The sequence below is a fragment of the Nostoc sp. DSM 114160 genome, from assembly GCF_053470305.1.
Genome location: NZ_JBPFGO010000003.1, coordinates 268,036 through 294,408, shown reverse-complemented (window position 1 = coordinate 294,408; position 26,373 = coordinate 268,036). Strand labels below are relative to the sequence as shown.

19 protein-coding genes and 2 pseudogenes are annotated in these 26,373 nt (G+C 41.3%); 9 read left to right on the top strand and 12 right to left on the bottom strand.

Annotated elements, in window-relative coordinates:
- Positions 1–122 precede the first annotated feature (122 nt).
- Positions 123–1,013: a beta-carotene hydroxylase gene (crtR, locus tag NSTCB13_RS26430; RefSeq protein ID WP_448274344.1), complete on the top strand. Its 891-nt coding sequence runs from the start codon at positions 123–125 to the stop codon at positions 1,011–1,013.
- A gap of 20 nt (positions 1,014–1,033) precedes the next feature.
- On the opposite strand, the gene NSTCB13_RS26425 is transcribed toward crtR, so the two are convergent.
- From NSTCB13_RS26425 to NSTCB13_RS26410, 4 genes are all read right to left on the bottom strand, one after another.
- A complete protein-coding gene (locus tag NSTCB13_RS26425) occupies positions 1,034–1,336 on the bottom strand; it encodes a hypothetical protein (RefSeq protein WP_445627352.1) in 303 nt (100 codons plus the stop codon).
- Between the two features lie 3 nt (positions 1,337–1,339).
- Complete coding sequence (locus tag NSTCB13_RS26420; RefSeq protein ID WP_445627353.1) at positions 1,340–1,564, bottom strand: DUF433 domain-containing protein; 225 nt, start codon at positions 1,562–1,564, stop codon at positions 1,340–1,342.
- Positions 1,565–1,783: 219 nt separating this feature from the next.
- Positions 1,784–2,209 carry a hypothetical protein gene (locus tag NSTCB13_RS26415; RefSeq protein ID WP_448274342.1) on the bottom strand — a complete coding sequence of 142 codons (426 nt, stop codon included), beginning with the start codon at positions 2,207–2,209 and terminating at the stop codon, positions 1,784–1,786.
- Between the two features lie 700 nt (positions 2,210–2,909).
- Positions 2,910–4,403 carry a catalase gene (locus NSTCB13_RS26410; protein ID WP_445627355.1) on the bottom strand — a complete coding sequence of 498 codons (1,494 nt, stop codon included), beginning with the start codon at positions 4,401–4,403 and terminating at the stop codon, positions 2,910–2,912.
- Positions 4,404–4,707: 304 nt separating this feature from the next.
- On the opposite strand from NSTCB13_RS26410, the gene NSTCB13_RS26405 reads away from it, so the two are divergent.
- Positions 4,708–5,298: a hypothetical protein gene (locus tag NSTCB13_RS26405; protein ID WP_448265810.1), complete on the top strand. Its 591-nt coding sequence runs from the start codon at positions 4,708–4,710 to the stop codon at positions 5,296–5,298.
- A gap of 278 nt (positions 5,299–5,576) precedes the next feature.
- On the opposite strand, the gene NSTCB13_RS26400 is transcribed toward NSTCB13_RS26405, so the two are convergent.
- The 6 genes from NSTCB13_RS26400 to NSTCB13_RS26375 all read right to left on the bottom strand — a co-directional run bounded on the left by NSTCB13_RS26400 (position 5,577) and on the right by NSTCB13_RS26375 (position 11,711).
- On the bottom strand, positions 5,577–6,005 hold the full coding sequence (locus tag NSTCB13_RS26400) for a hypothetical protein (protein ID WP_448274340.1): 429 nt from the start codon (positions 6,003–6,005) through the stop codon (positions 5,577–5,579).
- Positions 5,932–6,951: an alkaline phosphatase family protein gene (locus NSTCB13_RS26395; RefSeq protein ID WP_448274338.1), complete on the bottom strand. Its 1,020-nt coding sequence runs from the start codon at positions 6,949–6,951 to the stop codon at positions 5,932–5,934. Before NSTCB13_RS26395 ends, NSTCB13_RS26400 begins: the two co-directional genes overlap by 74 nt.
- 239 nt (positions 6,952–7,190) lie before the next feature.
- Positions 7,191–8,417: a metabolite traffic protein EboE gene (gene eboE, locus NSTCB13_RS26390; protein WP_445627357.1), complete on the bottom strand. Its 1,227-nt coding sequence runs from the start codon at positions 8,415–8,417 to the stop codon at positions 7,191–7,193.
- A gap of 295 nt (positions 8,418–8,712) precedes the next feature.
- On the bottom strand, positions 8,713–9,645 hold the full coding sequence (gene eboC / locus NSTCB13_RS26385; RefSeq protein WP_448274336.1) for a UbiA-like protein EboC: 933 nt from the start codon (positions 9,643–9,645) through the stop codon (positions 8,713–8,715).
- 119 nt (positions 9,646–9,764) lie between these two features.
- Positions 9,765–10,727, bottom strand: a complete 963-nt coding sequence (locus NSTCB13_RS26380) for a TatD family hydrolase (RefSeq protein WP_448274335.1) — start codon at positions 10,725–10,727, stop codon at positions 9,765–9,767.
- 102 nt (positions 10,728–10,829) lie between these two features.
- A complete protein-coding gene (locus NSTCB13_RS26375; protein ID WP_448274333.1) occupies positions 10,830–11,711 on the bottom strand; it encodes an EboA family metabolite traffic protein in 882 nt (293 codons plus the stop codon).
- 478 nt (positions 11,712–12,189) lie between these two features.
- Here NSTCB13_RS26375 and NSTCB13_RS26370 point away from each other — a divergent pair, with 478 nt between their 5' ends.
- Positions 12,190–13,392: a 3-dehydroquinate synthase gene (locus NSTCB13_RS26370; protein WP_448265804.1), complete on the top strand. Its 1,203-nt coding sequence runs from the start codon at positions 12,190–12,192 to the stop codon at positions 13,390–13,392.
- Between the two features lie 463 nt (positions 13,393–13,855).
- On the opposite strand, the gene NSTCB13_RS26365 is transcribed toward NSTCB13_RS26370, so the two are convergent.
- A complete protein-coding gene (locus NSTCB13_RS26365; protein WP_445627362.1) occupies positions 13,856–14,554 on the bottom strand; it encodes a YdcF family protein in 699 nt (232 codons plus the stop codon).
- A 312-nt stretch (positions 14,555–14,866) separates the two neighbouring features.
- Between NSTCB13_RS26365 and ctpB the strand changes: the two are divergent.
- The 4 genes and pseudogenes from ctpB (at position 14,867) to NSTCB13_RS26345 (ending at position 21,301) form a co-directional block, all read left to right on the top strand.
- A pseudogene (gene ctpB, locus NSTCB13_RS26360) lies at positions 14,867–16,208 on the top strand (carboxyl-terminal processing protease CtpB).
- A 148-nt stretch (positions 16,209–16,356) separates the two neighbouring features.
- Positions 16,357–17,346 (top strand): glycosyltransferase, encoded by a 990-nt coding sequence (locus NSTCB13_RS26355; protein ID WP_445627364.1) that lies wholly within the window; start codon positions 16,357–16,359, stop codon positions 17,344–17,346.
- Positions 17,347–18,018: 672 nt separating this feature from the next.
- Positions 18,019–19,905: an EAL domain-containing protein gene (locus NSTCB13_RS26350; RefSeq protein ID WP_448274332.1), complete on the top strand. Its 1,887-nt coding sequence runs from the start codon at positions 18,019–18,021 to the stop codon at positions 19,903–19,905.
- Between the two features lie 700 nt (positions 19,906–20,605).
- A complete protein-coding gene (locus NSTCB13_RS26345; protein WP_445627366.1) occupies positions 20,606–21,301 on the top strand; it encodes a response regulator transcription factor in 696 nt (231 codons plus the stop codon).
- Between the two features lie 754 nt (positions 21,302–22,055).
- Here the strand turns inward: NSTCB13_RS26345 and NSTCB13_RS26340 are convergent.
- A complete protein-coding gene (locus NSTCB13_RS26340; protein WP_094350942.1) occupies positions 22,056–22,340 on the bottom strand; it encodes an Npun_R1517 family heterocyst differentiation transcriptional regulator in 285 nt (94 codons plus the stop codon).
- An 866-nt stretch (positions 22,341–23,206) separates the two neighbouring features.
- On the opposite strand from NSTCB13_RS26340, the gene ndhM reads away from it, so the two are divergent.
- On the top strand, positions 23,207–23,566 hold the full coding sequence (gene ndhM, locus NSTCB13_RS26335) for an NAD(P)H-quinone oxidoreductase subunit M (RefSeq protein WP_445627367.1): 360 nt from the start codon (positions 23,207–23,209) through the stop codon (positions 23,564–23,566).
- Positions 23,567–24,110: 544 nt separating this feature from the next.
- Positions 24,111–26,373 (top strand): annotated as a pseudogene (locus NSTCB13_RS26330) (protein phosphatase 2C domain-containing protein).

Below are 26,373 nucleotides of genomic sequence, written 5' to 3'. Positions count from 1 at the left end.
TCATCTGCTGATATGCAAAGCTGTGGATAAATCTTGCTATACAAAAATTTGCAAAACTTTATTATTCAATAATATTTATCGTATATTCGTAATGTCTGCTCAAAAAGGAGTCAATATTAGAGATGATCGCATCGGAGGCACAAAAGCCACTGACAATCCCACCCAAGGAATTTTTAGCGCCTCCTGGTGATTTCAATCCGACGCTGCTGCTGTTTTGTGTTGCTGTATCCATGCTGGTGTTATCCAACTTTGGTTACTGGCTCTGGGAATGGCCGCACTGGCTATGCTTTTGCGTTAATACGATCGCATTACATTGTGCTGGAACCGTAATTCATGATGCTTGTCACCAATCTGCCCATCGCAATCGGGTGATAAATGCGATGTTAGGACATGGCAGTGCGTTGATGCTAGCTTTTGCTTTTCCTGTATTTACGCGGGTGCATTTACAGCATCATGGTCATGTCAATCATCCCAAAGACGATCCAGATCATTATGTCTCTACAGGTGGGCCGTTGTGGTTGATTGCAGTGCGCTTTTTGTACCACGAGGTGTTTTTCTTTCAACGGCGACTGTGGCGTAAATATGAACTATTAGAATGGTTCATTAGCCGCTTAATTGTCGGTGCGATTGTTTATATTTCAGTACAGTACCACTTTTTGGGTTACATTCTCAATTTTTGGTTTATACCGGCTTTTGTGGTCGGCATAGCACTAGGATTATTTTTTGACTATTTACCCCATCGTCCTTTTGCGGAGCGCGATCGCTGGAAAAATGCTCGCGTTTATCCTAACCCAATTCTCAATATCTTGATTATGGGACAGAATTACCACTTAATTCATCATTTGTGGCCTTCTATTCCTTGGTATAATTATCAACCTGCATACTATGTAATGAAACCGCTTTTAGATGAAAAAGGATGTTATCAAACTTCAGGATTGTTGCAGAAAAAAGACTTTTTTGAGTTTGTTTATGACATTTTTTTAGGAATTCGGTTTCATCATCAAAAAGAATAGAGTTGTTCTATGAAGCTCAGTCAAAAATCTGCTATTTCAACAACCACACCTGGAACGATCGTAGCTAGAATACTACGAACACTGGGTATCAAAGGAAGTAAATCAGGCAGGCGATTACTAAACGCGATGAGAACAACAGCAACTCCAGCCTGTTGCAAGTTTTGCTGATACCGTAAGTTTTTGTCTGTTGTAAGGAGAATTGTGAAATTCTCCTTCGCCATTAGTTGCAATAGCTCACCATTCTTTTTGCCTGACCATCCCATCTCCACAACCGTGCGTACCTCATAATCAGTGAGTTCGCGTTTTAAGGTCGTGGAACACATTCATCAAGCAGAATTCGCATAAGCGGTCAGCATTTCCTTTGCTAATTCGAGAGCGGCGATCGCTTGCTCGCGGCTGACACTGGGAAAGTGCTCTAAAAACTCATCAAGTGAGTCACCCGCTTCCAGATAATCGACTAAGGTTTTTAGCGGCACACGAGTATCAACAAAAACAGGGGTTCCCCCCAATATATCAGGGTCGCTATGAACAACACGCGATGTGGATGTCATATAGTTAGTATGCGTGCGACAAATTACCTTCCGATCCTAGCTCTGATTCTCTCGTAAATCTCATCATATATTCCATTGTCACTTCTTACGACTTTATTCTTGAAGCCTTATTTAGCGCAGCCTCATAAAAATTAGTATTACAATTAAATATAAAGGATGGCAATGTATTATCAAATAAATATGCCATCAAATCTGCTCGTGCGTGCTTGTCAACATTCTCTAGTACTTCCTAATATTATTTATTTTTGTCCCAACAATTGATTGCTCTTTATCTTTTATGAGAAATTTAGAGCTATTAATTCTAATAACCTCATACATTTCTGCCACAAACACTGAACCTAAAGTAGCTACCATATCTGCAATAGAAATCTTAAAAACTAATGGAATTTTAAAATTAAAAAATGATTTGGGCATAGTTTTAACATTTAAATACAACTTTTTTTGACTAACGTACCATACTCCAGTAAATTTATTACCTGTTAGAAGTTCTTTAGGTTTAGATAAAAGTAATGTTTGAATCCTGGTTTGTTCATAAGTCATATCATCTTTAAATTCAATAGTTATTTTTTCCGAACCAGTATTAAAACGCCATTTCCCCAAAAGTAAAATCTCTATTTCTAAATCGGAATGCTTACTAATATTCATATATTATCTATCCACAGAATAATTATTTAATTTTTTTCTTAACTTAGGTGAACAGTTGCATGTATCAAAAATGCTTTGATTTCTTACTATCCAAAGATATGGATAGATTTTGTCTAAAAAATTTTTGAATATCATGAATGCAAACTCCTACATTATTAAGATACTCTCACTTAGCAAAGTGCATATGCATAAACTTTCGTAACGAGCGTCTGTTCATCCTCACGCCACAACTGAACTTTTGCATCCGGGTAGGTGACTTAGAGTGCTTCTACTTGTAAGCATCCCCTAATCCTTCCACGCCTGATTCGTTATTAATGCGTATATCGATGTTCTGCTGTAGCTTGTTATTTCCCCTACTTCTCTGTGTGCCAATAACCAGATAATAGACCTCTTGCAAAAATATATTTTTGCACTCTTAGGGAAAAGGGTAAAGGTAAAAGGGAAGAAGGAACAGGACTCTTGTGTTATCCCTTTCCCCCACCCCTTATCCCCTTCTTGGTACCCCACCCTCCCCTTATCCCCTTCTTGAGACCCCACCTTCCCCTTTACCCCAAACCCTTGCGAAGCGTTTTTACTTCAAGCCCATAACTAAAGTTATGGGCTTCCCTTTCCCCTTTCCCCTTTCCCCTTTAACCTTTTCCCTGCCCGAAGGGCGTTGACGCCAATGGCTTTTCGGCCCACCCCACAAAATTGGATAAGGCTACCAATTACCTACAGGTTGAGCAGTTGGAGAAAACATTGAGGGATCGATTGAAATGCCCAATCCTTCAGCTACACGACGACCATAAGAAATATCTGCCCGGAAGAAGTGGCAAAGTTGGCGCATTTGGATGTCTTCCCTTGCTTGAGAGAGACTACCGACAATATTTTTAGCCAGACGCTCTTGCTGTTCAGGAGTTAGTAACCGATACAAATTACCTGCTTGGGTGTAATCGTCGTTTCCTTCACGATGACTGTAACGATCGACTGTGACATCGCCCAAATGACTAGGTGGTTCTGCATAAGCTGGATTTTCTTTGGGCGTACCCTCAGCACTATTCGGTTCATAGTTAGGAACGCTACCGTGGTTGTTTCCCGATGCCATAAAGCCATCTCGCTGATAATGCATCACTGGACATTTGGGCTGGTTGACAGGTAGTTGCTGATAGTTACCACCCAAGCGATACCGTTGAGCATCTGGGTAAGAAAAGATCCGAGCTTGCAGCATTTTGTCTGGAGAGAAACTAACGCCCCCGACCACTGCACTAGGGCTAAAAGCAGCTTGCTCGACTTCGGCGAAATAATTCTCTGGGTTACGATTTAGCTCTAATATCCCGACTTCGATTAAAGGATAATCTGAGTGTTTCCAAACTTTGGTCAAGTCAAAAGGATTATCAGGATGTTTTGCTGCTTGCTCTTCGGTCATCACCTGAATACACATCCGCCACTTAGGATAATCACCTTGAGCGATCGCTTCAAACAGATCGTGAGTCGCATGATCGGGATCTTCACCCTTAATCTTAGCTGATTCTTCCTCCGTCAAGGTTTGATGCCCTTGCAGAGTCTTAAAGTGAAATTTACACCAAACGCGATCGCCATCAGCGTTAATCAAACTGAAGGTATGACTACCAAAGCCGTCCATGTGTCGATAGGTTTTGGGTATTCCCCGGTCTGAAAACAGAATCGTCACTTGGTGAAGCGATTCTGGACTGAGTGACCAAAAATCCCATCTTGCATTATGGTCTTTGCAATTAGTTTGGGGATTGCGCTTTTGGGTGTGGATAAAATCAGGAAATTTCAGGGGGTCGCGGATGAAGAAAATTGGGGTATTGTTACCTGTGATATCCCAGTTGCCCTCTTCAGTGTAAAACTTGATCGCAAAGCCTCTAGGGTCGCGCTCGGCATCTGCTGAACCTTTTTCTCCTCCGACTGTAGAAAAGCGCAAGAGAACTTCCGTTTTCTTGCCAATTTCAGAAAAAAGTTTGGCTTTACTGTAGCGGCTGATGTCATTGGTGACAGTAAAAGTACCGAAAGCAGCCGCACCTTTAGCGTGGACAACTCTTTCAGGAATACGTTCTCTGTTGAAATGAGCCAGCTTTTCTAAGAGGTGGAAATCCTGGATTAATACAGGGCCGCGCGCTCCAGCCGTGAGTGAGTTCTGGTTATCAGCAACAGGAATACCGTCAGCAGTTGTCAAGTTTTGGGGTTCAGTCATGGTTCAAGAAGCTCTCCATGTAAGTTACTTAGATTGCCCACAGTACATTTTACTCAGTAGATTGACGGATGCCTACTGATAGAACAACTAATTCATAGTCATAACGAGTTTATATATAAAACATACTCGATATGATTATGAATTATAAGGAATTTTTTTGTATCTTTGGGAGTAATATTTAGGCTTCCATTCCGAACGAGGACGGGTGAGCATCCTCGTTTGGCTTATGAAAAATTTTTCAACAAGTGGTTAAGCGTCAGGTGGTTTTGGGCTTTATAAATACAAGCTGTTGAAAAATAGTTAAATGAATTCACAAAGCATACTAGCTCTTGCAAAACAAGGTGACGCAAACGCAATCGCGGCGCTGATAAATAACTCTTTAAAAGAAAAACGTATTGTTGCTAAAGTCGCCAAAAAAGACGACTGCTTACAAATCATCTTGGAATCGTCACAAGTCCCGAACCAAGAATTGCTAGTCAGTACTATCCGCAAAGGCTTAATGTCGTTAGCTCCTGAATCTGTTAATCACATCAAGATATATGCGCGTCAATCAGAAGCTAGTCCAGTACTCTGGAGCGAAAGATTTAGCTTAACTAATACAGAAACCCCAACGATACCTGACTTTAGTCCACCAATGAGTGCAGAAGCATCTCAGGATCTCAAAAAAGAGGCTCGAAAGACAGAAAAAGAAATTAGTTTGGTAGTTTGGGGCTTCTTAATTTTCTTGTTTGGCGGATGCACAATTATAGGAGCTTTGTCTAGCAACTCAACCAGTAGCTCTGGTAATTGCTACGAGCAAGCAGGACAGGACATACTCAAACGAGAAAGTAATAAAGCGTTAAACCGTTCTGATGTTGAACGGTATTACGGCGAAATGAGAGGTCGCTGTGGATGAAGGAAATTTGTTATTTTGTTAAACATCCTGAAAAATTTTTCAGGATGTTTGTCGCTATCTTTGAAACGGCAACTGAAGACATCTCACAGGGCAGCTGTGCCTTGAAAAGGCGTACTGATTAATGAGACAGCAGCACACCGTTTTCGATCCTCTGGCTTGGGTGGGTGCGATCGCGTGCGAGTCGTGATTTACTTTAGCACTACCATAGAAATCCGATTTGATTTTTGAATTCAGCCGTTATGGCGCAATCACCCTGACCAGAATTTCTCCACTTGCTACTACTGATTTAAATGTTTGAGAATCAACGAGCAAACATCTGTCGCTTCAATTTGATGTTCATTAACTAGGTGAGTTTGATGGGTGATAAATAGAGGCCCATTCGCAACAGAACTGGTAATATTACCGTGAGAACCACGCACCAGGGAAGCATCCAGAGGGATCACATCCATTAAGTAGCGAAAACCCAGTTGTTTTTTAAGTAACTTGAGAGCAATTTTTCCTTGAGGAAATTTTATTTGCGGATCGAGGAAAAGTTCTACAGGATCGTAACCAGGCTTGCGGTGGATATCTACAGTTCTAGCAAAATCAGGGGCTTTAGCATCATCGAGCCAATAATAATAGGTAAACCAAGCGTCAGACCCCAGCGATCGCCACCAACTCTCCCGATCTCGGATGATCGAGATGGTAGGCTTGTTTTCCCTCTTCATCCAATACCTGCGCTACGCCTTCAGTCGCTTCTAAAAGCGATCGCACTTTCGGGATATACGCCGGATCGTTGACATATACATGAGCAATTTGGTGATCGGCAACGGCAAAGGCAATGCTAGCACCAAAATCGAGTAGTTCTCGCCCTAATTCCTCGCGCACAGCAATTAAACCATTTTCCCGTAGTACCCGGTTCAAATCCACAGCTTTAGAAACTGGGGTAATACCATACTCAGAAAGAATAATTACCTGAGTATTACGTGCTTGAAAATATTCAATTAAATCGCCACAAACAGCATCAATTTCTCGCAAATCTGCTTGAATCTGTGTTTGATTGTTACCAAACTTTTGCAGACAGTAATCTAAATGTGGTAGATAAACTAGTGATAATGTCGGGCTGTAACGTTCCTCAATCCATTTTGCGGAATTGGCAATCCATTGACTAGAACTAATGGTAGTTTTTGGCCCCCAGAAATCGAACAAAGGGAAATTTCCTAAATCAGATTGAATTTGCGATCGCACATCACTAGGATGGGTATAAATATCAGGTAATTTTCTCCCATCTGCGGGATACATCGGGCGCGGCGTAATCGCATAATCTACTGAAGAATACATGTTGTACCACCAAAAAAGGTTGGCACAAGTGAAATTTGGATCGATTGATTTAGCTATTTCCCAAACTTTGGGAGCTTGCACTAGTTTATTAGATTGCCGCCAAAACTTCACTTCACATTCATCGCGAAAATACCAGCCATTAGCGACAATACCATGTTCATTAGGCAATTTTCCTGTTAAATAAGTAGCCTGAACCGAACAAGTTACAGCAGGTAGCACTTTTCCAATAGACGCTACCTGCCCCTTAGCAGCCCAAGAAGATAAAAACGGCGTATTTTCTCCTAGTAAGCTAGGCGTTAATCCCACTACATTTAGAACAACCGTTTTTTGCATAAACTTAATCCTCTCTTATAAGAACTTTAAAAAATAACTAGAGATGCGCTATAGTGCATCTCTACAGATTTCAATCAAAAAACCCAGTTAAAATCCTAATTTACGAATTACGAACTTGTACTGAGCGTCTTGCCCTGACTTGTGCCGAGCGGAGTCGAGGTAGCGAAGTCGTAAAGCCTGCGGCATAGCTACGCTTCGGGCGCAGCCTCTCCAAGAGTTGGGAGCCGAAGTATTACGAATTACGAATTACGAATTAATTTTAATACCCACTCATACTCACGCTGAATAGAAGTTAGCAAATCTATCTTCATTTCTGACGGCAATACATCCCAAGTGTAAGTTTCAATTTCTAAATGGGAGCAAGCGTTGTTTGTTTTAAGTAGCTGTAAAACAGTAGCAATGTCATCTTGTGTAGATCGCAAAATTTGATAATCATGAATAAAAATTGGCACATGAAAGTGAGTGCGCCATTCTTCAGCTAGAGATTGCTCTAAATTTGGTAATGCAGTTATTAAATCAGGATAATGATGGAGTGTACCATCGCTGCGACGTTCTATTACCTGATGAAGATAGGTAGATTCTGCAAAAGGACGTAAGCGTTCAACTATCAAACTCCGCTTCTCAATCTCAGCAGGTATTTTTACTTTAATTGCAGCGCTAATTTGAATTTTACCAATCTTAATTCCTGCTGATTGCAAACGCGTAAATACAGATTGTGGCTGCTCATATTCAACTGAAAAATGGCAGGTATCATAGCAAATCCGAATGTGTTCTAGCAATTTAGTCTCTGCTAAATCCTGCTCAATATTTAACTTATCTGATAAATAACTACCACCTATTGGCAATAACCAATTTTGATAAAAATCAATTACTTCTGAAGTATTTTCAATTAAACCATCAGGCTCAGGTTCTAAATCAATATGAAGGATCTTGCCCGTTTCTTCATAGATGCGAATCATTTCTATAACAACTGATGCTATATTCAAACAACTCTTTTTTATAACTGTCTCAAAAGTTGCTTGGTCTTTTATCCACCAAGGTTTATAGGATAATGGTAGTGTAGAAATTCCGCCATCAAGTCCTTGGGGTAATAGACTAGCTAAAATGTGTGCCAAGTTTAATGTATAATCAGCCCGTTCTTGTGTAGACCAATCTGGTGCATAAACGTGGTCTTTTACTACCTGTCGATGAAATCCGCCATAAGGGAATCCGTTTAAGGTGAAAACATATAAATCTTCTTGAGTCAGCCAAGCTTGAAATTGAGCTAAGTTATTACTTTCTAAAAGTTCTTTTGCAGCAACATCTGCTAACCTCAAGCCAATACCAAAAGGTTCTGTAGGCGATAAACGTGATTTGAGTTCGGGAATATACTTCTTTAAATTGGCAAAAACCTCTAGCCAACTTTCACCAGGATGAATATTACTGCAATAAGTTAAGTGAAAATTATTGTTGTTTGTAATTTTCATTTTCTACCTCTATTCTTTGTATATGTAATCTGTTAAGCTGTTACGCAAATAAAATTGCACATTAACTAGTGAGGGTTGTCCTTTGTCCTTAGAAACACAAATGACTAATGACGGTCTATACTGAAAATATTGGATGCAATATAGAGGCGCATTAACTTATCTTTGGCTTAAACTATTTCGCAAACTACTTGCTACATATTCATAATGAGGGGCGCATAGATGTGCGCCCCTAGAGCCAATTAATGGTATTACTGGGTGTATACATTATGGTATTACTGGGTGTATACATTCAAATTTAAGTAACAGCAAATACTTTTGCTAACTTCATCGAAAATGGTAGCAAAATTAAAACGAATAAACCGTAATACAAACCAGCAAAACCAGATGCAACGGTTGCATCTAAAACTATTAGAGATAAAACGCCTATTTTTACAGCATTGCGGATATTTTCGGCTATTGGTTCCCGCGCCGCTTTGATAAAGTTAGGCAAGATTCTGATAGCTAAGAAAATAGCGAATGGTAGGGCTGCGATCGCTGTATACTCTTCTAATAATCCTAAAGCTAAAACTGCTGTCAAAACTATTGCAATTAGCAGCAGCGCGAGTACTCCCGTAATCTTCTTACCACCGTGAACTTCACCCTGACTAATTGCGGTGATAGCAGCAATATAAAGAACAGGAATCAGCGCTAAATACCAACGTTCTCCGATTATTTCTGGTACAGCACTTACACCTAATAATAAGTTACTGCCACGACACAAACCCATATTTAAAGGGCCGAAAAAAGGATGATGTTTGGCAAATGAGTTATAGAGGAGGCATGAAAGAGTGATAAAAATAGCGATCGCAGCACTCAACAACGATACTTGAAAAGCAGCTATAATCCCAATTGCAAACAGTATACTACCCAATAAAGTAGCATTTTGACGAGATACGCGACCACTAGGAATTGCTCTCTTTGGTCGCTCTTTGGCATCTAATTCAGCATCGAAAACATCGTTAAAAACTATCCCACCACCGTATAAACCAGTTGTAGCTAATAACAACCAAGCTAATGGAATTAAGATGGCAAAAGTTGCTTCGCCATTAATTAATTTGGTAAAAATAATTCCAGAGCCGGAAGCAGCAAAACCTAGAAGAATATCCGCCCAAGCAGTAACAATATTAGCAGGACGCATCAATTCCAGATAACCCCGCCAACTTTGAAAATTTAAGCTTGCAACATTCACTTATCTGCCTCCGTGCCTACTATTTCTCAAAATAAACCGCATATTACAAATCAATTAGATATTTATGCAATTTCTCTTCTTTTGTACAGACGCGATTAATCGCGTCTCTCCCCAATTTTCTATTCAATCAACACAAAATCTGAAACTGATTTGATTCCTGGTTCTTGTCCGCGTAGCACAGAATTCCCACTGAACATTTGACGTTGATCGATAGATTGCGGATTGAGCCAATCTGAAGCTTTCATCTGCCCAGTTTGACTATAAGCAGCTAGGGCATTTTCATAACAAACTGCTCGCACATGTTCTTCAGGAATGCCCCTATCTAACATCAACTGAGCCGTTTTTGGGACTGCCAAAGGATCGCTAATACCCCAATCAGCACTACTATCTACAATGATGCGATCGCATCCATATTTACGGACAACTTCTACCATTCGGGCGTTACCCATCTTCGTCTGTGGGTAAATCGTGAAAGCTGCCCAAAAACCTCGTCCTAATACTTCTTCAACAGTTTCTTCGTTGTTGTGATCGATAACTACTTGTGAAGGATCTAAGCCATATTCAATACAGCGATCCATACTCCGACTAGCACCTGCCTTCTTATTACGGTGAGGAGTATGAATTAGTACCAACATATCGAGTTCTTTGGCTAATTCTAACTGTTGACAAAAGTACTTATCTTCTGCTTCCGTCATATCGTCATAGCCAATTTCACCAATGGCAACAACTCCTTCTTTACAGGCATAAAGTGGTAGCAGTTCCATAACTTCAGCTGCTAGCGCTTCATTATTAGCTTCTTTCGGATTTAGGCCGATTGTGCAGTAGTGTTGGATGCCAAACTGACTAGCACGAAACCGTTCCCAGCCCACAAGACTACTGAAATAGTCTTTAAATGAGCCAGCGTTAGTTCGGGGTTGTCCTAACCAAAAAGCTGGTTCAATAACGGCGACAATTCCATATTCCCGCATTACTAAGTAATCGTAAGTAGTACGGGAACACATGTGAATGTGAGGATCGATATACATCATGGTTTTAATAATTGGGAATTGGGCATTGGGCATGGGGCATTGGGCATTGGGCATTGGGCATGGGGCATTTTCCTTGTCCTTCCTCCTCGTCTCCCTTGTACAGACGCGATTAATCGCGTCTCTCCCCACTCCCTTTTATTTGTAAACAAAGAGGCGTTAGCGTAGCTCGCCGCAGGCATCGCGGCTAAAACTGCTCCAAGTCAGATTACCTTGTTGAATGGATGACTGTAAATCTGGGTAATGAGAAAGTAATGCTTGCGCTTGGGGTAAAGGAGATTCAGCACAAGCTAACGCTGCTGCTTCTTGCTCGTGTATATCCCCATTAGTTAGTACTTTTTCTAAATCTGTGATGATGGCGCTATCGGCAAACCGTCCTACAGGTCGCCAAAGTTCTGGCGTAACTGAGCGTTTAGCTGCCCAACGTTCATGGGCATAGTCTGCCAACATCCTCGCCAATTCTGGGTTAGCACGCCGATCTAGACCCCAAATTAGATGCAACGGACTGCCGACAAACACAGCCTTTAGCACCATCTGATTCCAAGCAGCATTATCTAAGTAATTTGCTGGATAAGGGTTACGTAGTGCTATAGCTTGAAATACATTACTCATATTGCTGCGAATTCCCTCAGCAGTACGATGGCGATGTAACTCTGGGTGTGGTAAAAGTGGCAAACTTTGATAAAGGGCAACTAACTCCCCCATATCGGCAGTGGAGAAGACTCGATCGAGCGATCGCACATAGACTTCAGCATCATCGTGGGGCAAAGCTAAAAGCAAAAGTGTGCGACCCGCTCGATCTACACTCCAATTACCAGGATACCAGCCGGGAATCAGATCCTCTGCTGCTTCCAAGTCCTGGAATGTTAGCTGCAAATCCTGTTTACCTAGATAACGCGGCACAGCACTAAAAGCCGTAAAAAACACTCTCTCAGCAGCGCCGCTAGCAATCTGTGCTTGCTTCTGTTCCAACCAAGTAAAAGCTTTCTCTGAAACAGACTTTAACAGCCAGTGATGCAGTAATTTGTTTACTTTACTCATGAGAAATTTAGGATAAGTTGTCCAACTTCTTTGTGACAACCAAGTATAAAATATAGCACTAAACTCGATTTTTTGGGTTTGAAGCAGTTAGATAATATCTTAACTGGGATCGTAACTTCACTGAATCTATAAAAATCTCCTGACTTTAAAGAAGATACTGTAAAGATACCATTTTGATTAGATAAATTCTCAAATTATCTTACGGAAAAAAATTAGAATTTTATGTAATAACGATCCGCATTACTAACCTCAGATATAAAATAGAAATATTAATATAAATTTAAATTCATGTTATTTTAAAATTTATCTACTAAATGAAATACTTCCAAAGTATGACTAATTTAATAAATAAATTTATTTAGTATTTCATGTAAATCGTGATGACGCGATCGAGTTATCCTGTTGATATTATTGTTAATTTTAATTGAATTGCAATATTCTATCTATTTAAAGTTACCTAAAAAGTAATAATATTCAAATGGCTATTCAACAAAAAAGCGCTCTTAGTCTACAACCAATTAACCAATGTGTCCGTGTTACCTTCAATTATGATGTTCACTTCACTAGAGGTTTATTTGAATTAGATAATCCTTTACTTGCACAAGCGATCGCCGCAGATGGAGAGACAACCCCGAAACAAGTGCTAGCTGTGGTAGATGGAGGCTTTTTACAGTATCAAGATGGGCTGTTAAAAAAATTATCAGCCTATGCCCAATGTTATGAAGATGTATTAACACTGAGCGGTGAGCCGATAGTAGTTCCCGGTGGAGAAGCAGTCAAAAACGATTCTAGATTTATAGAGCAAATTCATCAGCAGATCGATGCAGCTGGATTGTGCCGTCACTCTTACGTTTTAGCAATTGGAGGTGGAGCCGTCCTAGACATGGCAGGATACGCAGCAACAACAGCTCACCGAGGAATTCGGCTACTACGAGTACCGACAACAGTATTAGGGCAAAATGATTCGGGTGTAGGAGTAAAGAACGGAATCAACGCCTTCGGTAAGAAAAACTTTTTGGGTACATTCATGCCACCTTATGCTGTCTTGAATGACTTTGATTTTCTTACTAGCCTCGACGATCGAGATTGGCGATCGGGTATTGCAGAAGCGGTAAAAGTAGCGCTGATTAAAGATGCAGATTTCTTCGATTTCATTATGACTAATGCCGATAAATTGGCTAATCGAGACATGGACATAATGGAAAGGTTAATCTATCGTTGTTCTCAGTTGCACTTAGAGCATATTGCTGGTAGTGGCGATCCCTTTGAAATGGGTTCATCGCGTCCTTTAGACTTTGGACACTGGGCTGCTCACAAATTAGAGCATTTAACTAATTACAGCCTACGTCATGGTGAAGCTGTTGCGATCGGCATCGCTTTAGATACAACCTATTCATATTTAACAGGGCAACTTTTGCAATCAGAGTGGCAAAGGGTTTTAACTACACTCAAAAAATTAGGCTTTACTTTGTACGTATCGGCATTGACAGAGCAGTTAGATCGACTAGATCATCCGCATTGTCTATTTAGGGGACTTACGGAATTCCGCGAACATTTGGGAGGAAAATTGACAATTACCCTTCTCCAAGGAATCGGAGAGGGAATAGAAGTTAACCAGGCGGATTTATCTTTGTATAGAGATGCTATTTTGATGCTGCAAGATTGGGAACTTTTGCATTGATTATCTATTAGATGCAATTAGCAGAAGCGATGTTTAACAACAAGCCCGGAGGTGGAGAGTAAGATTTTCTTCACCTTTGCCCAATTGCGATTATTTTATGCAAATATACCGATCGCTACTTCGTGGTTCCAAATTGCAAAATACTTTTTAGTTCCTCTTCTTCTTCCTTAAGAACGTGGTAAAGTTTCCAAGTTTGTTGGACGTTTAACCAAAACTCTGAGCTATTTCCGAAAAATTTTGATAACCTTATTGCCGTACTAGGTGTAATACCTCGCTTTTGATTCACAAGCAACCTTTTCCCCCAAGAGTGCAAAAAGCACAAATGCCAAGAGGGTCTATTGCCATCAAAAATATCTTCGGTTCCTCGATCCTTAAATGATACGAATCATAATTAGCATGATGACACGGTTATCATGCTACCAAAAACTGAGTCGCATTATAGTCCTCTGATAAATCCTCTCCCTTATCTCCTCAACCCTCCTTGGTGTTCGCAATGAAAACCTCGATGCTCCCAAGCTTGCATATCTACATCAGTAAGTTTTGTCACATTTGAGCATTGCGGTTGAATAATTTGACTTAAAATCGCCCAAAATAGGCTGCGCGTTACATCTAATCCAGTTTTAGTCCAGGATTCCCGATTACCAGGAACACCCAATTCTTGAACAATTTCTGGCTCTAACCAAATACCATGAGCGCCAAAAAGAACCTGTGCCATCCATTTAGCTCTGGGTAAATGACTTGGCGAGGTAATCAACATGACTTTATGCACTCCCCAACGGCGCAAAATTGGAATACCATAATAAAAATTTTCAAAGGTAGAATTCGCACAGTTTTCTAACCAAACGTTTTGTAACTCTGCTAATTCCGCCTCAAAAATTAACCGTATACAGGGATCTGGGGAACCATGAGAAATTAAAATTGGGGTTTGTGGGTATTGTTTTGCTAGTTGGGCAACATAAGTTTCTCGACGAATACTGCCACCTAGCACAAAGAAGGCATCTATCGGCTGCGAAGAAGCAAAAACTAAGGTTATAGTAGTAAAAATCAGCCAAACACCCAGGACAACATACAATCCACCACTGAGTTTTTGTAACAATTGCCACAGATTAGCAGATTTTTTTTTAATAGAAATTAATGATTTGTTGGTAAATTTGCGTTTCATGACTTAAGTAAGAAAAACTGCTTTTATTGCTGTATAACAGTACTGCAATTCAGTGAGCAAAGTGCTATCTTATAAAAGTATTCTAGAATGCAAAGATGACGCTAATAAAAGTGTCACACGCTCAGTATAGCCTTCCGGAGTAGACTAACAAACTGAGAAATGATTGTTAATAACTAATGCGGCATTTTGGGCATCATTTGAGGATAAAAATGATGAAGAACCATAGTTGATTCTGGGGTATAAAAACTTAAAAATTTCTGGAAAGCCTGATTGCTAAACTGTCAACAACACAATTATTCCAGCTAAGTATACATGAACCAATCTGCGAAAAGTTACTCACCGCTCCAAGTAGCCTTGATTGGTGGAGCGATCGCCACAACTGCTACCATATCCGTGTTCGGTCCTGCTTGGACTCGTGGTGTCCGTGCTGCTCTAGCCCTACAAGACAGCCCAAAAGTGATAGTTGACCAAGTTTGGCAACTGGTAAATCATGAATATGTTGATGGCAAATTTAATCAACAAGATTGGCAAGCAACCAGGCAAAGCCTGTTGAGCAAAGATTACTCTTCTAAGGAAGAAGCATACACTGCCATCCGCGAAGCTTTACAAAAATTGGGAGATCCTTACACTCGGTTCATGGACCCCCCAACAATTTGAAGCTCTAACTAGCCAAACATCTGGGGAAGTCTCTGGTATCGGCATTCGGATGGAAGTGAACGAAAAAACTCAGCAGCTCACCGTTGTCGAAGCCATAGAAAATTCTCCGGCGCTGAAAGCTGGAATCAAAGCAGGCGATCAAATTTTGGCAATTGATGGCAAATCCACTCTCAAAATGACGGTGGATGATGCTTCTAAGCTTATCCGTGGCAAAGCGGGTACTCCGATTAAGCTACGATTGGGACGCACAGGCCAAAATGCCTTTGATTTGAAGCTGACAAGGGCAAGTATTGAAGTCCCAACGGTACGCTATACCCTCAAGCAAGAAGGGAATCGCCGCGTTGGCTATATCCGTTTGCGGGAATTTAGCGCCCACGCCGCAGACCAAATGCAACGAGCCATCCGCGATTTGAACACTAAGAAAGTTGATTCTTATGTCTTGGATTTGCGGGGAAATCCTGGCGGTTTGTTGCAGGCAAGCATTGAAATTGCTCGGATGTGGTATGACAACGGCGGAATTGTCAAGACAATAGACCGTGTAGGCAGCAGCGAAGAAACTAAAGCCAATCGCACTGCTCTAACAAATCGTCCTTTGGCAGTCTTAGTGGATGGCAATTCAGCTAGTGCTAGTGAAATCCTTACAGGGGCACTCAAGGATAATAAACGGGCGGTAGTCGTGGGGGGTCAAACCTTTGGCAAAGCCTTAGTTCAGTCAGTTCATGAACTCGCAGATGGTTCCGGCTTGGCTGTCACCATTGCTCATTACTACACCCCAGCAGGAACGGATATTAACCATAAAGGAATTACACCAGATATCAAGCTAGACTTGACAGAGGCACAAGAGCGTCAATTGGCTTCTAATCCCAATTTAATCGGAACTAAGAGCGATCCCCAATATGCTCGCGCGATCGCAATTCTATCAAATAACAACTTTGCCCAACCGCCAGCAAATCAACCGACTCGACCTATGAGCCGCGCCGATAACTTGAAATTTTAAATTGATGCGAATGATTTGTTGCCAGGTGTTTATATAGTAGTATTCCCAAATCCAGATTTTTGGAGTTATGAAAACTGCTTGATATGCCGTTCCAGGATTTTGGTTTGGGAATACTAGCTATTAATCCGATCTCCAAAATCTTAGATTTATGAATCATCAGCCAGTTGATGCAACCACCGCCATTAGCTTTTTACCAATGGTGTCGGTGGTTGTTCCTATTTATAACGGTGAGGCAGATTTACCAGAGTTAATCAATTGTCTGTTGTCTCAAACTTACCCAAAAAACCGGGTAGAATACTTGTTGGTGGACAACAACAGTAGCGATCGCACTCTTACCATCCTAAAAACATCTGCCGAAAATTGCCCAATTACCATTCACCCGTTGAGCGAAACCCAAATTCAAAGCTCTTACGCTGCTCGTAATACTGGGATTCGCGCCGCTACGGCTGAAATTATGGTTTTTACCGATGCAGATTGTCGCCCACAACCGCAATGGTTAAACTCACTAATTCAGCCTTTTGTCAACCCAGAAGTAGTAATTGTTGCTGGTGAAATTTTGGCACTACCAGGCACAACTTTGCTAGAACAACACGCAGACCGTCAAGAAACTTTATCGCAAAAGCATACTCTCAACCATTCCTTTCGTCCTTATGGTCAAACAGCTAATTTGGCGATTCGACGCATTGCCTTTGAAAAAGTGGGTTTATTTCGTCCCTATCTAACTACTGGTGGTGATGCTGATATTTGTTGGCGGATTTTGGAGGAAAACATCGGGCGTTTGGAATTTGCCCCAAATGCGATCGTTCAACACCGCCATCGCGCTACACTTCAAGAACTGCAAAGTCAATGGCGGCGTTATGGACGTTCAAATCGCTATCTGCACGAACTGTACGGTGTAGATTTAATGCGAGAGATGACACCCAGAGAATACGGCTATCGCTTGGCACGTTGGTTATTGAAGGAAGTACCAAGAGATATTAAAAAAGCTTTGGCGAAGCCCGCCCCAGCCATCGCTAGTCAAGCCACTCTTGTAGATTTATTAACTACCCCCATTGGTTTATTCACAGCTAGGGCGCGTACTGCTGGGCAAAGAGACGCCAAGCTACCAGAGAATGCCAAGATAATTGCTCGACTGTAATGAAGAAAAAGGGCGTTGCTGATTTAGATGTGTAAATCTTGGTATAGAAACGTTGCAATTGCTAGTCTCTACAAAGGTTTTGAAATTACGCAAAATCATTTTCATACCTAAATTCAGTAACACCTAAGCAAAAACGTTCTTGTCAATCTAGAAGCATTGAGTGAGAACCTTATACTTTCTTTAGCTCACAAAAGCGAATGTATCTTAAGAAGTATTTTCAAAAGTAGGTAAAGCAAATATGCTGTTATTAATCTTTGAACTTTAGTACTTGATATTTAATAAAATAAAAATTTCAGTAGGTAGGGCTTGTTGCCACTCAGCACTTTGGTTGGCACTAAATAGGGCTAAAATTTGATTGAAGCTACACCAATTTGATTGCTTCGTGATTATTGAAAGATAAATTAGTAAATCAAAAAACCAACTTCTTTAATATTTATAGAGTGTCCGCTCTTTCAAGTAACCTTCTCTCCTTGCCTGCTCAATAGCGTCTGAAGTCTTGAAAAAAGCATGAGGTTTGCTTCCACTGCTTTCTTCATTCACAGTTACGCTTTATAGTTTTGTGAGTTGAGCAACATGAAAGTGGATGGATTCGATCGACAGATAGATAAATTGTGCTCACAGATACAGGAACTATTAAAATACTATGGAACTAAGCTGAATTCACAACAGGAGATGATAACAGAGGCTTTCGAGGAACTTAACACCGCAATGGAAGAATTATTGACAGCTTCCGAAGAGTTAAAGGTAACACGAGCAGCAGTAGAGAAAGAGCGCCAGCGTTACCAAGACTTGTTCGAGTTTGCTCCAGATGGTTACTTGGTAACTGATACCAACGGGATAATCCAAGAGGCTAACCATGTAGCAGCAGCTTTGCTCGGTGTGCAACAAAAATATTTAGTAGGTAAACCATTAATTCTTTTTATTGCTCAACAAGACCGCCAGTCCTTTAACTCTCAAATAAACAATTTGCAAGAGATACGGAACTGGGAAATTCACCTAGAGCCACGGAAAGGAAAGCCTTTCCCTGCTAATGTGAAAGCGTCTGTAGTATACGACCTTGAGAAGAAGCACCTTGGCTGGCGTTGGCTATTGTGCAACATTAGTGAACGCCAACAAGCTGAAGAAATGTTGTACCGAGCTTACAGTGAGTTAGAAATACGGGTGGCGGAACGGACAGCGGAACTGGTAAAAGCAAATCAGAAATTGCTAAATGAAATTACAGAACGTAAAAGAGTCGAGTCACAACTACTGCACCTTGCTTTTCACGATACACTGACGGGTCTGGCAAACCGCGTTGCATTTATGAACCGCCTAAAACATGCGATAAATTATTCAAAACGGCATTCTGATTATCTATATGCTGTGCTATTTATCGACCTAGATCGGTTTAAGGTGATCAATGACAGCCTTGGACACCTAAATGGAGACCAATTGCTGCTTGCTATTGCAAGTAGACTACAAATATGTGTACGCTCCATAGATACAGCGGCACGGCTTGGAGGAGACGAATTTACAATCCTGCTTGAGGGAATCCAGGATGTGTCAGACGCCATCAAAGTAGCTGAACGGATTCAGAAGGAACTGGCATTACCCTTTGAACTTGACGGACAAGAAGTCTTCATTACGGCAAGTATTGGCATCGCGTTGAGTTCGACAGTAGACTATCAACACCCAGAAGAACTGTTGAGGGATGCAGATACAGCAATGTATCGAGCCAAGATGATAGGCAGAGCGCGTTATGAGCTATTCAACTCAGATATGTATGCTGATGCTCTAGCGAGATTGCAGTTAGAGACTGATTTGCGGCGAGCAATTGAACGCGAAGAATTTCGGGTTTATTATCAACCGATTGTTTCGCTCGCTAGTGGCTCTATTTTAGGTTTTGAGGCTCTATTGCGCTGGCAGCACCCAGAGCGTGGTCTACTGAATCCAGCAGATTTTATTTCCCTAGCAGAGGAAACTGGACTAATTTTCTCCATTGGCAAATGGGCTTTGCATGAAGCTTGCCGCCAGATGCAAGTTTGGCGGGTATGTCATCATTCTAAATTACTAGAGAAAATTAGTGTTAATCTCTCCGTCAAGCAATTTTCTCAGCCGGATTTGATAGAGCAGATTGGACAAATTTTGCACTCAACTGGCCTTGATGCTGGCGCTCTAATCCTAGAGATTACTGAAAAGGCAATTGTGGAAAATGGCGATCGAGTAACTACCGCAATTTTACAACTTCGAGAGATGGGCATTGAGTTATCAATTGATGACTTTGGTACAGGCTACTCTTCATTAGGTGGTCTTTATAACTTTCCGATTAGTGTGTTGAAAATTGACCGTTCTTTCATCAGCCTAATGGGCACTAGTAGTAAGAATTTAGAAATTATTGAGATAATTGTCACTTTGGCACACAAGCTAGGTGTGGATGTGCTTGCCGAAGGTGTAGAGACAAAAGAGCAACTATTACTTCTAAGAAAGTTAAACTGTCAATATGCCCAGGGACATTTTTTCTCAGTTCCGTTAAATAGCTCGGCAGCAGAAGCATTAATTATGGAAAATCCTCAATGGTAAGGGTTATTAACAAATTCGTAATTGATAAGAACGCTGTTTTTATTCTCATAGCAATCATGAATCATAGCTACTGAAGACTGCCTTACTATATGGTCTCTTAGTTTGATTCAAGACGAGCCAACTTTCCTTAACGTGAGTTCGACAAGCCCTTTTTTGACCTTTCCCCCAACCCCTCTTGGACACCCAGAGGAAAGCCAAAACCCTAATTTCTCGTTGCTCCTCCCTTGGCCTTAGGACTTACGCATTGACAGAAAAGCGAAAATAACAGGTATCGTTTTCAAGGCTTCTGGCTAGGTTTTTCAATCATATTTTGGCGATGCCTGCGGCGGGCTGCGCCTACGCCAGCAATCAAAAGCGCCCTTCAAAAGCCTAAAACGACCTATTTACGTTAATACACAAGATGCTTCTTTTGTACAGTGCGTAAGTCCTAGACCTGTGGGAGAAGTTCATCGAACTCACGTTTCCTTAGTGGTAGCCAACATGAAACCATCAACTGTTGGGATCTTGCTATAGGGAAATGTTGAAAAACTTTGCGGCCACCCCGTCCCGATGAAGGCACAATCGTTAATGCAGCAACAGAGTTGATGGAGGCACAGATGTGAACTTTAAAAGCTTTTGAGGCGGTAGAGGTGAATTCAAGTTGCTCAATGCCTACCAACTTTCGCTAAATTGGAAAAAGGAAAACTCAAGGGAATTTTAAATGTCAGCACAATTGTTACTGGTGGATGATGAACCAGGGATACGGGAAGCCGTGAAAGACTATTTGCAAGAGAGCGGTTTCAGCGTTCAAGTCGCCAGTAACGCCGTTGAAGCTTGGGAATGGATGCAGCTGAATACACCTGATTTAGTGATTTCTGATGTGATGATGCCTCAAGTGGATGGCTATCAGTTCCTGAAGCAATTACGGGAAGACCCGCGTTTCCAAGCACTCCCAGTAGTATTTTTAACTGCTAAAGGTATGACAGGCGATCGCATTCAAGGCTATCACGCTGGTGTTGATGCCTATCTACCCAAACCCTTCGATCCAGACGAGTTAGTGGCTATAGTCGAAAATTTGCTAGCCCGTCGCGCCGCTAAGGCTGCGAGTTCGGGAGATGACGCTGAAACCCCCGATCTTGCAGAACTAGCCAATCAGATTTCCCAAATTAAAGCATTGTTAACTCAAAGAAATGCTATTTCCCAATCGCCAGCCCCTTTTAAAATTGATTTGACTCCCAGAGAACAAAGTGTTTTAAATTTGGTCGCAGAAGGGTTAATGAACAAAGAAATCGCCCGTCGCTTAGAAACCAGCGTCCGCAATGTAGAAAAATACGTCAGCCGTTTATTTAGTAAAACCGGTACCAATAGCCGTACAGAGTTAGTTCGTTTTGCTCTAGAACACGGTCTTGCTAAATAGGCATTATTGGTCATTTGTCACTTGTACTGAACGAAGTCGTTGGCGCAGCCTCTCTAAGAGTTGTATTTGTCATTGGTCACTTGTACTGAGTTTCGACTGCGCGGTAATCGAGCGAAGTCGAGATTCAACTACCGCATAGTCGTTGGCGCAGCCTCTCTAAGAGTTGTATTGGTCATTGGTCATTGGGAAAGAGGAGGCAGGAGGCAGAAGTTGTTTAATTTTGAATTTTGAATACTTCGACAAGCTCAGTACAAGTTTTGAATTTTGAATTGATTTCTCTCCTACTCCTGGGTAATCGGTAATAGGTAACTGGCTGCTAAACCGTGACCTATTACCAGTAATAGATAAAACATAAGTCTTTTAGCAAATCAGGCACTTAGCTTAAGCAAAAAGCTAAAAGAAAGGTTATTATTTTTACTTTTATCTTTTAGGTTTTCATTTGATTTGCGCCTGTTGTCTAATTCCCCATCTGTAAAGACACAGGGTTTTATTATTCTGCAATGTTTTGATAAAAACTCGGTAAAATGCACCCGGCTGAATTTGCTTTCAGATTCTACCAGTATTCTTTGCTACAAAGTTTTTAATAGCGGAAACTGTTCCTGGGACTTTCTGTTGCTAAATAAGACTTTTACAAGGTAGAAATCAAAATATTTGATGAAATCTACTGACTGCTTAGTTTTTATGGCAACGGGGGTATGGGATCAACATTTGATTTGATGCCCAATTCACGTTTTTCACTACTTAAATTACACCTTTAGGTTGGAGAATTTTCCGCGACATTACGCAAGCGCATTAGCTGACGCCGCATTTGAGGCGAGGCTTTAAACTCAGATACTTCTTGGGCTTTAACGGACGCTTGTAGCGTTTCTAGAAAGTCATCAGAACCTTCGGTTAAAGCATCAAGTAGCACCTGTAAGAGTTGCTCGCGATCGCTCAATAGACTCTTTTCCTCAATCAACCGAAATTTGAGATGTATTTCACACTCATAAACACCTACTTCGAGATTATTTATCTGGCGTGGTAATGCTTTGGAGTTCATAACTATTGAGATTCCTTTACTTGGTTGTCATGAGGGTAAGGAGGTAGATGTCCAGCAAAATTCTTTATATCTCTTTTGAATCCAAAGTGCTTGAATTAAGAATTTTTCTTCATCAATCACCTTTGTATTCCATTTCACTCTCCTGTGGTGTATTTTCAAGCTAGATTTTCAGTGTCTAGATTTTAAGGTTTCTGTGCCAGATGTAGCTTATGGTAAGCCATAACTATTATTCAGTTTTTAAGATTCTACACAATAAAGTTTCTGTAAGAAGTTGTTCAACCTTTTTAAAGGTTTTTACATCAACTTTATCTGAACGTCAATAATAGTTTGACTTGTTACTCAAATTTTAGTGTTTATACGTAAGTAAAACCGCTGAAATTTTTGAAATTTCTTACAGCCAGCGGTCGGTGTAGCGCTATTGCGTGAAATTACTTGATGTACGTTTTTTGCAATAGAAAATTCAGGATAAATTGCTCGGCATAATTATTAATGTCAAAACTTTTGTTCTCCATAAAAAAAGCACACAGATCGAATTATTCTTGCTGAGTACCTTGTTTTACCGCCATTTGGGATTGATTGAGTCTAAAAATCTTAGCAGTAAGTCAGATTTCTAGATTAAATGAAAATACTCTACCAATTAATTTTTACAGAAAAATAATTCAACTACTGTCAGTACTAGCAGTTAAATATATCTTCAACTCATAACAGTAGTAGCAAACTCATCTCTAAAGGTGATATTTTTACTTATGACCATTCAATGTACCCTTTGAAAACAGCATTCAAAGCTTTTAAATTGAGAGCATTCAAGCTCGGATATAACGTCTACAATAATTTCAGTGTAATTCACGCAAATCTTACACCTTTTTATGGATAACCCGATGCTGCTCAAGTCCACAACCCGACATATCCGCATTTTTGCAGGTGAAATTGACCGGGATGGCGATCTAGTTCCTAGTCAACAAGTCTTAACGTTAGATGTTGACCCAGATAACGAATTTAATTGGAATGAAGATGCACTGCAAAAAATTTATCGAAAATTTGATGAACTAGTAGAAGCATCTAGTGGCGCAGACCTCACAGACTATAACTTGCGCCGTGTAGGGTCAGATTTAGAGCATTATCTGCGATCGCTTCTGCAACTCGGCGAAATCAGCTACAATCTTTCTGGCCGTGTTACTAATTACAGCATGGGAATCCCTCAAGTTGCCATTGACGACAAGCAATAAGCCAATGAGTTGGTAGCAGGCTGCCTGAACCCTTGTGTAAAAAGAGTGCTGAGTTCCGAGTTTTGAGTGCTGAGTGGGGCAGAGGGGAGAATAACTCAAAACTCAGCACTCAGCACTATTGAATGCATTGATCGGGTACTTTTGCCAAAATTAATATTTGCTATTCTTTATTCTTAAATTAAAGTTAATTCTTGCTATCCTACTTATAAACTAAATAAATACCAATATTATCTGCCTGTTGATGATGGGGTAATTTAGCAAAAGCAAATCGTGCAGTTATGCTTGGGTTATGCTGTGGTGACAGGGTTGGAGTTAGTTGCTTTGGCGATGGAGAGTCACAGGGCAATAGAAGCTATGATTAGGCTGTAGGGTTGAGTTAGGAGCGTATTTTTTGGATAAGTTTTGTATTAGCACCTGCTGATATCCGCCAGCTAAAATCATCATCTAAAGTCTGGGTATGTCAAGTTTAAGAAAGATGAGCGGTCTAGATTGTCCCTACTAATGCTATTAAAGAAACTGCCAATCGCTGATCGGTGCGAAAACTATGGAAAATGACGCGGCAACGCTCTACTGTCCAAACGAAAATTGTCAGGCTGCCAACCCCCTGACTCACAAGTTTTGCCAGCGATGTTCTACGCCCCTACCCAAAAATTATCTCTGGGCTGTGGTAGATAGCCCAAGTGTGGGTAGCCCTGGAGAAATATTAGCCGATCGCTATTTAATCCTTGATAAATTTGTTCTTTTAGATACGAAGCCTGGTTTATTAGCGCTAACGCCTGAGTTAGATAATTTGCAGCCTCTAAAAGCGTACCTGAGACTAATTCCCTACCGTTTACACGTACCGCAGGTATATGGAGTGCTTTTTGTTGCTGACGGGTCTTCCCACCGAGAAATATTACTCTTAGAAAAACCGCCACTATTAGTAGATGACACTATCCAACAAGTTCATTTGGGCAGCGAGTTAACCACCGCTTGGCGTGATGCAACATCAATGCGCCAACTAAATTGGTTGTGGCAAATAGCTCATCTGTGGCAACCTCTAGTAAGTGAAGGTGTCGCTTCTAGCTTACTTGACTCTTATGTATTACGGGTAGAAGGATCGTTAGTCCGGTTGTTGGAATTGCGTTTTGATGGCGCTATATCACCAGAATTGCCGCAATTAGGTGAATTTTGGCAGCAGTTGGTTAGCAATGCCAAACCAGCGATCGCGGAATTTGTCGATCGCGTTAGCCTTGCTTTAATTCAGGGAGAGATTAATTCAACCGATCAATTAATCGGAGTTTTAGATCGGGGACTGGCTGGGTTAGGGCGATCGCAAACACCCACGATCCAAATTATCACCAAAACCGACACCGGGCCAAGTCGTCAACGTAACGAAGATGCCTGTAGCCCTCCCAGTGGAACTCTAGTGAGCAAACCACCCCAGCCAACAGCCTTAGCAATTGTCTGTGATGGGATCGGCGGACACGAGGGCGGCAATGTCGCCTCAAATTTAGCCATTGAAACTATCCAGCAGCAGGTACAACAACTAACAAAGGTTCCCTACGACCACATAGACCCCTTCACTACTGCTGAATGACCTAGATAAGGCAGTGGCAATGGCCAATGACAAAATCAGTCAGCGCAATGACGGTGAAAATCGCCAAGGGCGTCAACGTATGGGCACAACTTTAGTCATGGCATTGCCTGTTGCTCATGAAATGTATATTACCCACGTCGGCGATAGTCGTGCTTACTGGATTACACGCCACGGCTGTTATCAAGTTACCCTTGATGATGATGTCGCCTCCCGTGAAGTCCGACTAGGTTATGCCATTTACCGCGAGGCAGTACAACAGAGTGCGGCTGGATCTCTGGTTCAAGCTTTGGGGATGGGTTCTAGCACTTCATTGCATCCCACATCGGGAAGATTTATGCTCGATGAAGATGCTGTTTTTCTGCTCACATCCGATGGTTTGAGTGACTTCGATCGGGTAGAGGAGTACTGGGAAACAGAAATTTTGCCGATTTTAGCTGGGGAAGCAAATATAGCAACTGTTGCCGATCGATTAGTCGAAATTGCTAATACTAAAAATGGACACGATAATGTTACCGTCGCTTTAGTTCACTATCAAGTCCAATATTGGGAACCAGAAATCACCATCCAAGCAGTGATTCCCCAGAGCTATTCTGCCAAAACTGTTGATTTAGCATCCAGGGCGACAGATGCGACACTTTTAGGCAGCCCAAACCACAAAACTCAGGTGATCCCAGACACTGAACAGGCTAAAACTCGTCAATTTCCCCTACAGTGGATAGTTCCATTAATATTTGTGGTAGCAGCAGGTTTTTTAGGATTGTTCGTCAAGCAACTGCGAGGAACCTCTCCAATTTTTTCCAATCCCTTACAAACTCAAAATCCTAGCATTGAAACGACACCCGCACCGCCGCGATCGCTAGCTAATCTTTCTCCTGGTTGGGTAATTAAAACCAATAATGACATATCCTTGGGAAACAACCAATCACTCCCCCGTGGGACTTTTTTAGAAGTTATTGAGAAAAAATCAAATCCAAATCCTGCTTCTGGCAGTTTTTTGGTGTCTATGCGAGTCTGTGCCAATAAAAGTACCCAAACTCCAGCTAATCCTAATAACCCAGCTGTAACTACCTCAGTTCCCCCAAATTCAAAACCTTTGCCAGCAACAGTATTGCTAAACTCCTCCCAAGTCAACCGTTTTGGTGTTGTTTTACAATCAGATGCACCAAATCCATGTAGAACTGTGACGCAACCGCCAGTTACCGAACCACCTGACACCAGTCCAACTTAA